Annotated in this window: 5 protein-coding genes; 2 read left to right on the plus strand and 3 right to left on the minus strand. The window is 73.7% G+C overall.

The genetic code is table 11. The features are described 5' to 3' along the window. Positions 1-5 precede the first annotated feature (5 nt). Together eccB and eccD are read right to left on the minus strand one after the other, a co-directional pair. Entirely contained in the window at positions 6-1,475 is a 1,470-nt protein-coding gene (gene eccB, locus IE272_RS13665; protein ID WP_190006930.1) for a type VII secretion protein EccB, read from the minus strand. Between the two features lie 72 nt (positions 1,476-1,547). Beyond that, the gene (gene eccD, locus IE272_RS13670) at positions 1,548-2,930 is read right to left on the minus strand and encodes a type VII secretion integral membrane protein EccD (RefSeq protein ID WP_050362013.1); all 1,383 of its coding nucleotides are present in this window, start codon (positions 2,928-2,930) and stop codon (positions 1,548-1,550) included. Between the two features lie 269 nt (positions 2,931-3,199). On the opposite strand from eccD, the gene eccCa reads away from it, so the two are divergent. Further along, positions 3,200-7,132, plus strand: coding sequence for a type VII secretion protein EccCa (gene eccCa / locus IE272_RS13675; protein WP_190006931.1), 3,933 nt, complete (start codon positions 3,200-3,202; stop codon positions 7,130-7,132). A 94-nt stretch (positions 7,133-7,226) separates the two neighbouring features. On the opposite strand, the gene IE272_RS13680 is transcribed toward eccCa, so the two are convergent. After that, a complete protein-coding gene (locus tag IE272_RS13680) occupies positions 7,227-8,522 on the minus strand; it encodes a S8 family serine peptidase (RefSeq protein ID WP_190006932.1) in 1,296 nt (431 codons plus the stop codon). A gap of 201 nt (positions 8,523-8,723) precedes the next feature. Here IE272_RS13680 and IE272_RS13685 point away from each other — a divergent pair, with 201 nt between their 5' ends. Further along, positions 8,724-12,032 (plus strand): right-handed parallel beta-helix repeat-containing protein, encoded by a 3,309-nt coding sequence (locus tag IE272_RS13685; protein WP_373304172.1) that lies wholly within the window; start codon positions 8,724-8,726, stop codon positions 12,030-12,032. The last annotated feature ends 39 nt before the right edge of the window (positions 12,033-12,071 follow it).

Here is a 12,071-nt window from a genome sequence, read left to right on the forward strand (position 1 = left end):
CCAGCTCAATTGCCGGAGGCGGCCGCCTGCTTATCGGGTGCCACCTCCTTCGTCGCATCCACAAGTCCCTGGGCCAGCAGGGCCGTTCCGTCCAGAGCGGGCCCCGAAGCCAGCATCCCGAGTACGCCCGACGGGACGGGGACGGCCTGGTCGGCCCGGTAGCCGAGCCGCTGGAGCTCCTTGTCCCCGCCGGGGACCGGGTGCTTGGCGCCCGATCCGGTCACCAGGTAGTACGCCGTACCCGTGCCCGCCGAGGAGAGCGCCTTGACGAGGGCGCCGCCCTCCGGACGTACGGCGAACATGTCCGCCGCCCCCGGACCCGCCGTGATGCCGGGCTGGTTGGACACCGTCCGGCCCGCCACCGCGTCCGCGCGGGGCAGTACGACCGAGACCGTCGGCCTGCCGTCCGCGGTGCCGACGACGGCACAGACGCCCTCGCCCGCGCGGACCGGGCCGGGTTCGGGCAGGCCGGTCGGGACCGTGCCGCCGCCGGTGCCCACGAGCCGTCCCCCCACGGTGTCCTGATGGCGCGCCAGGTCGTCCGGCCCGATCCTGGGCAGCGTGACGGCCTCCCCGGCGTAGGCGGTGCGCTGGGTGCGTGGATCGCCCTTCAGCAGTGCCTCCTCCAGTGCGGTGACCTCTCTCAGCCCGCGCTCCGTCAGCAGGTAGTGGCCCCCGGGGCCGTCGAAGAGCTGCCCGACCCGGGTGGGCCGGCCCGCCAGCGAGGGGCCCGCCTTGCCGCGCCCGGCCACCTCCGGCACCGCGAGATCCGGGCCGGACGGCAGCGCGTTGAGGAACGCCTCCGGGACCGGGTACGCCGCGTCCGCGTCGTAACCCAGAGCCTGTACGGCATAGTGCGCGGGGGCCAGCCGCATCCGGGTGCCGTGCCACAGCAGGTACGTGGTGTCGCCGGGGACGGTGCGGACGAGCGTGGTCCGGCCCGAGGTGACGGGCCGGCCCTTGGCGGTCAGGCCCACGCCCAGCGTGAGGAGTGGGTCGTCGGCGGCGTCGGGCCGGGTGGCGCACACCGACCAGGCCTCACGGCTCAGCGCACCCGCCTGCGGCAGCGGGTCCGGTGCGCCGACGATCCCCAGCGTCGCGCCGCGCGGGGCGTCCTCGATGGAGGCGGGCTTGACGCTCACGACCTTCATCCGGTCACCGGCCAGCAGCCGGGCCGAGGTCTCGTTGAGGACCGGGTGGAGGACCCCGTCGACGCTCAGGTAGCGGGCGCCCGAGCGCTCATCGAGCACCAGCGTCCCGGTGGCCTTCCACGCGTTCGAGCCGCCGGGCACCACCAGCCCGTACACCGCGACGACGAGTGCCGCCAGGGCCGCGACCACGAGGCCGATCACGAAGCCCTTCGTGGTCCGCCGGTGTGGCGACTCGGGGGCGTCCGGGTCGTCCCGGAGCATGCCCAGCGACAGCCGGCTCATGACGAACATGTGCGCGTGGACCTGGTCCCGCCTGGACTGCATTCCTTGCCTTTCCGACCGGGCACCGGCCCGGCGAGCGAGAGCCCGGGGCGTCGGGGCCACCGGCCGCCGGGGTCAACTGTTGAGGCCGCGCAGGTACCCGTAGAGACCGGTGACGAGCAGGGCCAGCGGGACGAGGACGATGGCGAAGAGCAGATGGAGCAGATCGACCGCGCGCCCCCAGTAGGGCACCAGCCGCCTGCCGGGGAGCGTCCAGCCCGTGATCGCGAGCACCGCCGCGGCGGCCAGCAGGCCGGCGAGCAGCAGCGGCCGGGACCCGGCGTCGGTCTCCAGGACCCAGCGCACCGTCAGCAGGACGGAGCCGTACGCGGCCGGCAGCACGACGGCGAGCCGCTGCCAGGCCCCGCCGATCGCCCGTGCGTGGGTGAACATCAGCGCGCACAGAACCGAGGCCAGGGTGAGCGGCGCCCAGGACGTCTGGAACGCCAGCACCGTCAGACAGCTCGCCGCCACCAGACCGGTGGCGGCGTAGAGGCCCGTCAGATACTGGTCGGCGACGGCGCCGCGGGCGGCGATCACCTCGTCCGGAGTGGGGTCGATGCCCTCCTGGAGCTGGCCCGTGTTGGTGGGCAGCAGCGGCACCTTCAGCCCGGACAGGCGGAACGCCAGCGACGGCAGGAAGTTCCCCAGCAGGACGACCGCCAGGATCAGCGGGGCGGCCGTGCCGGTGGCCGGGACGCCGAAGAGCATCACGGCCCCGCCGGTCGCCCCGAGGGCCGCGGCCAGCGCGGTGGCCAGGAACAGCGGGGCGCACGCGCCCACGGCGGCCACCGCGAGCACGGCCGCGCCGGCCGCCGCGGAGCAGCCCGCGAGGAGTCGTGCGCCCAGTTCGGCGTCGGACGAGGCTCCTTGGGGCACCAGCGAGCCGGCCAGCGCGAGAAAGGGGACGGCCGCCGCGCCGAGCGAGGCGCCCGCGCCCACGTCGCCGACCGCCCGCGACGCCGCGGCCGCACCGGCCAGCAGCAGGATCGCGGTGACCGCCGCGCAGACCGCCCTGAGCCCCGCGGGGCCGGGCAGCAGCAGGAGCAGCAGGGCGGTGGCGAGCGCGCCGAGGGCGAGCCCGGTCATGAGGTGGTGCGACCACACCGGCCGCCAGGAGTCGGCGCGTTCCCGCAGCCGGCTGGAGAGCCCGTCGACGAGGTCGTCGTAATGGATCTCGGGGAGGGCGTCCCCGCGCAGCCGCAGGTGGACGGTCTCGCCGTCGCGCAGGCCGAGGTCGCCGAGCGTCTTCTCCTCGTCGAGGGGCTCCTGGCCGAGGCGCTGGAGCACCCATCCGCCCGCCGGCGCACCGCGCTCGTACAGATCGGCGCCCCCGTGGTCGACGATGGTCGGCAGGAGGTCGGCGAGCACGATGTCGGACGGGACGGCGAGTTCGACGGTGCGGTCGGGCGTCATCACCGTGAGACGGCACAGGAGTGCCGCGGATATGTCGGTCAAGCGCGTTTCATCGCCTTCCAGGACGGTGGTCGACGCGGTCGGATTGATCACATTAACTTGTGTGTGCAGTCTGTAGGTTGTGGGGTACCGCCCGGGATCGACGATTCCGCTTCGCTCATCCCACCGGCTTCGCCGGGCTGTTCCACCGGCGTCCACACTCCCGTCACCTCGCGGTACCGCACGGCACCCGCCGGCATCCCTCATCAGGAAGGCGATTCCCTTTGAGCGTGGTCCTCTTCAAGAGGCCTCCCCGGCGTCTTGGCCCCGAGATGCCCCATGGCGAACTGAGCCTCCAGGAGCCGCCCTCGGTGCCGGAGCCGCAGAGCGCGATGGGCAACATGATCACGTACATGCCGATGGCGCTCAGCTCGCTCGGCATGGTGCTCATCTTCCTGCGCCCCGGCAGCGGCGGCGGCCCCATGATGTACGTCGCCATCGGCCTGATGGCGCTGTCGGCCGTCGGCATGCTGGTCTCGCAGATCGTCCGTGCCTCCGGGGACCGCAAGCGGGCGCTGCTCGGTGAGCGGCGCGACTACATGCGCTACCTGGCCATCAGCCGCAGGCGCGTCCGCAAGGTGATCAACCAGCAGCGCGAGGCGCAGGCGTGGTCGCACCCGGACCCCGATTCCCTGTGGAGCCTGGTGCCGACGTCCAGGCTGTGGGAGCGGCGGTCCGCGCACGCGGACTTCGCCGAGGTGCGGATCGGCGTGGGCGAGCAGCAGTTGGCGACCAAGCTCACGCCCCTGAGCACCAAGCCGGTGGAGGACCTGGAACCGCTGTCCGCGCACGCCCTGCGCCGCTTCATCAAGGCGTACGGCACCGTGCCCGACCAGCCCGTCGCCGTCTACCTGCGGACCTATGCCCGCGTCCTGCTCCAGTCCGAGGCGGAGCCCGCGCACGCGATGGTGCGCGCCCTGCTGGCCCAGCTCGGCGTCTTCCACGCTCCGCAGGACCTGCGGATCGTGGTGCTCGCCGACCGCGACCGGCGGGACGCGTGGGAGTGGGTGAAGTGGCTGCCGCACAGCCAGCACCCGACGGACGTCGACGGCGGAGGCCCCGTACGGCTCGTCACCGACTCCGTCCTGGGTCTCGAATCGCTGCTCGGCGACGAACTGACCGGCCGGCCCCCCTTCGAACCGGACGCGGTGCCGAGCACCGAGGAGCCCTACTGCGTCGTGGTGCTGGACAGCGCCCGGACCCCCGAGGACTCCCGGCTCGCCACCGACGGGTACCGCAACACGGTGACGCTGGACGTCTCCGGCTCCCTGGCCTGGAAGCCGTTCCGCCACACGCTGCGGCTGCGGATCACCGGGAAGCGGCTGGAACTCGTCGGCACCGACCGGTCGGGCAAGGAGACCACCACCGCGCTCGGCAGCCCCGACGCGCTGAGCCCCCGGCGGGCCAGGGCGCTGGCCACCCTGATGTCCCCCCGGCGGATGGGCGTCACCACGGACAACGGCGAGGCGCTCACCTCCGACGTCCAGCTCACCACCCTGCTCGGCCTTCCGGACCTGCACACTGTCGACCTGGACGCCGTACGCGACGAGCGCAGCGAGCGGGCCAGGCTGCGGGTTCCGCTGGGCCTCGCCGGCGACGGCAGCCCGGTCGAACTGGACATCAAGGAGGCGGCGCAGGGCGGAATGGGCCCGCACGGCGTGCTGATCGGCGCGACGGGCTCCGGCAAGTCCGAGCTGCTGCGGACCCTGGTGCTGGCGCTGGCCCTCACCCACGCGTCGGAGAAGCTGAACTTCGTCCTCGTCGACTTCAAGGGCGGCGCCACCTTCCTCGGCCTGGAGGACCTGCCCCACACCTCGGCCGTCATCACCAACCTCGCCGACGAGTCCGCCCTCGTGGACCGCATGCAGGACGCCCTGCACGGTGAACTGATGCGCCGCCAGGAACTGCTGCGCAGCGCCGGCAACTACACGTCGGCGTACGAGTACGAGACCGCGCGTGCGGCGGGCGCCGCGCTGGAACCGCTGCCGACGCTCTTCGTGGTGGTCGACGAGTTCAGCGAACTCCTCTCCTCCCACCGCGACTTCATGGACCTGTTCGTGATGGTGGGGCGGCTGGGCCGCAGCCTCGGCGTCCACCTGCTGCTCGCCTCGCAGCGGTTGGACGAGGGCCGGATGACCCAGCTGGAATCGCACCTCTCGTACCGGATCGCCCTGCGCACGTTCTCCTCGATGGAGAGCCGCGGCGTCCTCGGCGTACCGGATGCCTACCAGCTCCCCTCCGTACCCGGCAGCGCCATCCTGAAGAAGGACACCGGAACCCTGGTCCGGTTCAAGGCCGCATACGTCTCCGGGCCCTACCAGGGCGTCCGCAGGGTCGCCGCCGCGGCCGTCGCCGGACAGGTCGTCCCGTACCGGACGGAGTGGACCGCGCCCAGGCTCCCCGCGGCGGAACCCGACCCGGAACCGGTGGTGCGGGAGGAGGAGAGCGAGGAGACCCTGCTCGCGCTGGCCGTCTCCCGGATGCGGGAGGGCGGCAGGCCCGCCCACCAGGTGTGGCTGCCGCCGCTGGACCGCCCGCTGTCGCTCGACACCCTGCTGATGGGCGTGGCGCCGCACCCCGAGCGGGGCCTGACCGCCATCGATCCGGAGCTGCACGGCACGTTGACGGTGCCGGTGGGCATCATCGACCGGCCCTTCGACCAGGCCCGCGAGCCCCTGATCGCCGAGCTGTCCGGTGCGGGCGGGCACGTCGGCATCGCGGGCGGCCCGCAGAGCGGCAAGTCCACCCTCGTACGCGATCTGATCATGGCGCTGGCGCTCACCCACACCCCGCGCGAAGTCCAGTTCTACTGCCTGGACTTCGGCGGCGGGTCGCTCGGCGCACTCCGCGACCTGCCGCATGTGGGCGGGGTGACGGGACGGCTCGACCTGGAGCGGGTGCACCGCACGCTGGCCGAGGTGCACGCGCTGGTGGCCCGGCGCGAGAAGCAGTTCGCCGACGAGGGCATCGACTCCATGGCGACGCTGCGCGCCCGCCGGGCCGCCGGGGAGCTCTCGGACGACCCGTACGGCGACGTGTTCCTCGTCGTCGACGGCTGGGGCACGATCCGCCAGGACTTCATGGAGGTCATGGACACCGTCGCGGCGCTGGCGGTCCGGGGGCTCAACTACGGTGTCCACCTCATCGTGGCGGCGAGCCGCTGGGCGGAGATCCCCACCGCGCTGCGCGACCAGCTCGGCACCCGCTTCGAGCTGCGGCTCGGCGACAGCATGGACTCCATGATCAATATGCGGGCCGCCGCGACCATCCCGAAGGCGCCCGGCCGCGGCATGACCGAGACCAAGCACCACTTCCTCACCGCCCTGCCCCGGCTGGACGGCGGCGACAGCGCCACGGACCTCGGCGCGGGCGTCGCGGACGCGGTGGCCCGGGTGGCCGAGCACTGGCAGGGTCCTCCCGCGCCTCCGGTCCGTACCCTGCCCGGGGTCCTGGACCCGGCCGAACTGCCCGACGCCGAGGTCGGCGCGGACGGCGACCTGCGTGTCCCGCTCGGTCTGGAGGGGGGCCAACTGGACGTCATGTGGCACGACTTCTCCCAGACCGCCCACCTGGTGGTGGTGGGCGACGCGGAGACCGGCAAGACCAACCTGCTGCGCGCGGTCTGCCGAGCGGTCACCGACCGCTACACCCCCGACGAGGCACGGATCCTGCTGATCGACTACCGACGCGGGCTGCTGGAGAGCATCCCCGAGTCGCACCGGCTGGGCTACGCGGTCTCCGTGGACGTGCTCAAGCAGGCGGTGGAGGGCGTGGCACGGGCCATGAAGGAGCGCCTGCCCGGCGCCGACATCTCACCCGCCCGGCTCAAGCGCCGGGACTGGTGGACCGGCCCGCGGGTCTTCCTGGTCATGGACGACTACGACATGGTCTCCGGCGGCAACATGAGCAACCACTTCGGACCGCTGCTCGACTACCTCGCCCAGGGCGCGGAGCTGGGCCTGCATCTGATCGTGGCGCGCAGCGCCAACGGTGCGGCACGGGCGATGAACGACTCGCTGCTGCGCCGGCTGATGGAGGTCAACACGCCCGCGGCGCTGCTCTCCTGCCCGCCGTCGGAGGGCTACCTGTTCAACGACACCAAGCCGAAGCAACTGCCGCCGGGCCGTGCGCAGCTGATCACGCGCAGGGGAGTGGTCCAGGTACAGACCCCGCTGCTGCCGGACCTGGAGGAGGAGAGGGAGTAGGCGGGAGGGGAGCGCCGGACAAGGGCCGCCCGGCCGGTCCCGGGCGGGCCGGACCGCCCGGTTCACGGCCCGCCCGTCCCGGGGGCCGGGCGGCTCAGTCCGCCGACGAGGTCGGCCCACCGGCTGTCCCCGCGCGCCACCCGCGACGACGCCCCCGGGGCAGGACCACCGCGAGGAACGCGACCAGCAGCGTCACCGCGACCGCCCCGCCCGCGACGGCCAGCGCGTGGTCGCGCGCGGTCGGCGGGTCGAGCGGCGGAACGGCGTGGGCGGCCGAGGCGTTCCGCGTGCCGGACGAGGACGGGGACGAGGCGTGCTCCTCGGGGAGCACGGCGGAGAGCGCCCGCACCGGATCGACGACCCCCGGCCCGACGCCGGGGTCCGGGGCGTCGGGCACGGCCCCGTACGCGGTGGCCTCCAGCCGGTGCGCGATCTGCTCGCCGCTGAGCCCGGGGTGGTACGAGAGGACCAGGGCCGCCGTACCGGCCACGAACGCGCCGGCCACGGCGTCGCCGCCACCGGTGAACTGCCCGCCGCCGCCCGGCCCCGGGCCCGTCACCGAGACGCCGGGCGCGCTCAGCCTCGGCCGCGTCCGCGGCCCCTGCCCCGTGCCCCGTGGGTCCGGTTCGCCGCCGGGCCCCACCGAGGAGACCGCGAGCACCCCGGGCAGCGCCGCCGGGTAGACGGGGCCGCTCTCCGCCCGTGACGCCCCCGACTCGCTCTCCCACTCCCGCGCCGAGGCCGGCGCCACCACCACGGCGCCGGCTCTGAGTGCGGCGGCGACGGCGTCCTTCAACTTCCGGGGTGCGGACGGAACGGCCAGCGCCACGTGGATGATCCGCGCTCCCGAAGCGGTGGCCGCCCCGATCCCGTCGGCCAGTGCCTCGGGCGTGGTCAGGCCCCCCTTGTCGGTGGCCCGGACCGCGATCACCCGGGCCTCCGGGGCGACCCCGGCCGCCGCGAGGCCCTCCTGCCGCTTGCCCGCGACGAGGCCGGCGAGGAACGTCCCGTACCCGACGCAGTCGTCCCGTACGGTGCCGCCGGCCACCACGTCCCGGCCACCGGTGACCCGGCCGTCCAGCGCGGGCACCCGGCTCGCATCCGCCCCGGTGCTGACGACGGCGACCTCCACCCCGGCGCCCCGGCTCAGTTCCCAGGCCCTGTCGATCCCCAGGAAGCTCTGCGCCCAGGGGGTCCGCGCCGACTTCTTGGCGGACTTCGCGGTGCACGGGCGGCCGTCCGCGACGGTGGCGCGGATGCCCGGCAGCGAGGGGCTGTCCTCGTCCCCCGGCACCGCTCCCGCGGGGGACGCGGCGTTGGGTATCAGGAGCAGGGCCGCCAGAACCGCCGGTCCGAGTGTGCGGGACACCGAGGACCTCGAAGATCGCATGAGCTGATGGTAGCGACGTTCCGCCCGCCGCCGGAACACGCTTCCGGAACCTCCGGGCCGGTGGCGCGGAGCCGTCCGGACCCGACCGTGATGGCGGTCGACCTGCGGTAACAGGCATGATGGGACCAGCAGTTTCCCTCGCCCTACATGTCGCGCGTCTCCGCCCCGTACCTACGGCGCAGGGGGTCCGGGAGGTCGAACGTGTCACGCCAGATGCTCATCGTCGCCGCCGACGGGACGGGCGATCACCGCACCGTCGGGGAGGCCGTCGCCAGGGCCCGCACCGGGGCGGTCGTCAGCATCGCTCCGGGACGGTACGAGGAGTGCGTGACGGTCTCCGCGGCGATCACCCTCATCGCCTCCGAGGGCCCGGGAACGGCGGAGTTGGCCCCCCGGCGCGGGACGGCGCTGACGCTCACCGGCGACGCCGTGATGGTCAGGGACCTCGTGCTGCGCGGGCACGACGACGAGCTCCCCGTGGTCGACGCGCCGCGCGGAGAGCTGGCGATGGACCGGTGCGACATCCACGGGTCGGCCTGGGCGGCGCTCTACGCGCGCGAGGGCGGATCGCTGGGGCTGCGGCAGTGCCGGATCAGTAACACGGCGGGCGCGGGCGTGGTCTCCACCTCCACCGCCGACAGCCTCCTGGAGAAGTGCGTCGTCGAACACCTCGGGACCTCCGCCCTGGTGGCCGGTGAACAGGGCAGGATCACCGCGCGGTTCAGCGAACTGAGGGACACCCAGGGCAACGGCGTCCTCACCAACGGCCGGGCCCACGTCCTCCTGGAGGACTGCGCGATATCCGCGACCGGCAAGCCGGGCGTCGCCGTCGAGGAGGAGAGCTCGGTCCGAATGGTGCGCGGCACGGTCCGCAAGGCCGCCGTCGGCGTGTTCGTGAACACCACGGGACCGGTCGTCCTGGAGGGCGTGGCGGTCAGCGACACCACCGGCCACGGGTTCGTCCTGGGCGGCGGCAGCTCCCCGACCTTGACCCGGTGCGGCACCGAACGGACGGGCGGGCACGGCCTGTTGGTGGCCGAGCGCAGTCGCGGCACGTTCGGGGGCTGTACGTTCGCGACCGCCGAGGAGTCCGCCGTGCGGATCACCGGCTTCTCCTCCCCGGTGCTGACGGACACGGCCGTCCGGGACGCCAGGGGCACCGGCGTCCTGCTCGACGAGGACTCGTCCGCCGAGTTCGACCGCCTGGAGGTGCACGGCAGCGGGGGCAGCGGCATCGTGATCCGTCGCGGCGCCAACCCGCTGCTGCAGCGGACCACCGTCACCGGGTCGGGCGCGCACGGCGTCCAGGTCGTCAAGGACGGCCGGGGGCGTCTGGAGGAGTGCGTCGTCGAGCGGTCGGGCGAGTCGGCGGTCCATGTCGCGGGCCACGGAAACGTGTTCGTGGGCAAGGGCCGACTGCGTTCCTCCACCGGGGCCGGCGTCCACATCGGGGCGCTCGGCATGCTCACCCTGCGGGACACCGCGGTGGACGGGTCCGGCGGGGCGGGCGTCCATATCGAGGCCGAGGGTGAACTGGCCGCCGTACGCGCCGTGGTGACCGGAGCCGCCGAGTGCGGCGTCCAGGTGTCCCCCGGGGCCCGCGCCTCCCTCAGCGGCTGCGAGGTGACGGGATCGGGCGCCGACGGCGTACGCGTGGAGGGCCCCGACGCCGTGACGCTGACCGGCTGCACCGTCCGCGGCAACCGGGGCAGCGGCGTACGCCAGACGGTGGCCGGCGACCGGCTCGCCGTCGAGGGGCTGGTCAGCGCGGAGAACGGGGCCCCGGACGCCTGGGGCACCGCCGAGCAGGCGCAGGCCGCGGGCGACGGACGGCTGCCCGGCGGAGCCGCCCCGGTCGCCGAACCCCCGCCCGGCACGGGCCCGGTGGCCGAGCTGGAGTCGCTGATCGGCCTCGACGAGGTCAAGCAGCAGGTGCTGACGCTGATCAACCTCAACCGGATGGCACAGCGCAGGGCCCGCATCGGGATGCCCGCCCCGCCGATGAGCCGTCACCTGGTCTTCGCGGGCCCACCCGGCACCGGCAAGACCACCGTCGCCCGGCTCTACGGTTCCATCCTCGCCTCGCTCGGCGTGCTGCGCTCCGGTCACCTGGTGGAGGTCTCGCGCGCGGATCTGGTGGCGCAGATCATCGGCGGTACGGCGATCAAGACCACCGAGACCTTCACCAAGGCGCTGGGCGGGGTGCTGTTCATCGACGAGGCGTACACCCTGCTCTCCGACGGCGGCGGCAACGGCGCCGACTTCGGACGGGAGGCGATCGACACCCTGGTGAAGCTGATGGAGGACCACCGCGACGACGTGGTGGTCGTGGCGGCCGGCTATCCGAAGGAGATGACCGAGTTCCTGGCGTCCAACCCGGGGCTCGCCTCGCGCTTCACCCGCAACGTCGAGTTCAGCGACTACACCTCTCAGGAGCTGGTCACGATCGTGGAGCGGATGTGCACCGGCCACCGCTACGAGCTGGACCCGGCGGCACGCACCGCTCTCGTCACCCGCTTCGACCGGATCCCCCGCGACGCGGGCTTCGGCAACGGCCGTACCGCCCGCAAGGTCTTCGAGGAGATGGTGGACCGGCAGGCGTCCCGGCTGGCCGCCCTGGCGGTGGCGGACGAGCGGCAGCTCGCCCTGCTGACCGCGGAGGACGTGGGCGTCCCGGCGGGCGTCGCGCCCGAGGACGAGGAGCGGGCGGACCCGCTGCTGCGGCTGAACAGCCTGGTGGGCCTCGCGTCCGTCAAGCGCGAGGTGGGTGACCTGGTCCATCTGCTCGCCGCCGCGAGCCGGCGCAAGGCGGCCGGCCTGCCCGCGCCGCGGATCAGCAACCACCTGGTCCTCGCCGGCCCGCCCGGCACCGGCAAGACGACCGTGGCCCGGCTCTACGGCGAACTGCTGGCCTCGCTGGGAGTGCTGCCGCGCGGCCAACTCGTCGAGGTGTCCCGAGCCGACCTGGTGGGCCGCTACGTCGGGCACACCGCGCAGTTGACCCGCGAGGCGTTCGAACGGGCACTGGGCGGCGTCCTGTTCATCGACGAGGCGTACACCCTCACACCGCACGTGGCCGGCGGTTCGGCGGACTACGGCCAGGAGGCGGTGGAGACGCTGCTGAAGCTGATGGAGGACCACCGCGACGAGGTGGTGGTGATCGCGGCGGGGTACACCGCGGAGATGAACCGGTTTCTGAACTCCAACCCTGGCCTCGACTCCCGCTTCTCGCGCCGGGTCGAGTTCCCCGACTACTCCTCGGACGAACTGGTCACGATCGTCTCCATGCACGCGGCCGACAACGGCTACGCGTGCACCCCCGGCACGGCGGAAGCGCTACGGGCCCACTTCGACGCCGTCCCCCGGGGCACGTCGTTCGGCAACGCCCGCCTGGCCCGCCAGACGCTGGAGCGGATGATGACCCACCAGGCGGGACGGCTGAGCACGGTCGCGGAACCGAGCCTGGACGACATGCGGTTCCTCCACCCCGAGGACCTCGCCCCGCGCTGAGCGGAGCGGGACCTCGCCCCGCGCCATGGCGCTCCTGTG

The sequence above is a fragment of the Streptomyces anulatus genome (assembly GCF_014650675.1).
Lineage (GTDB): Bacteria > Actinomycetota > Actinomycetes > Streptomycetales > Streptomycetaceae > Streptomyces > Streptomyces anulatus.

Excerpts from the sequence above, each read along its gene's own strand:
- eccB (WP_190006930.1), bottom strand. The coding sequence starts at position 1,475 with ATGCAGTCCAGGCGGGACCAGGTCCACGCGCACATGTTCGTCATGAGC.
- eccCa (WP_190006931.1), top strand. The coding sequence starts at position 3,200 with ATGCCCCATGGCGAACTGAGCCTCCAGGAGCCGCCCTCGGTGCCGGAG.
- IE272_RS13680 (WP_190006932.1), bottom strand. The coding sequence starts at position 8,522 with ATGCGATCTTCGAGGTCCTCGGTGTCCCGCACACTCGGACCGGCGGTT.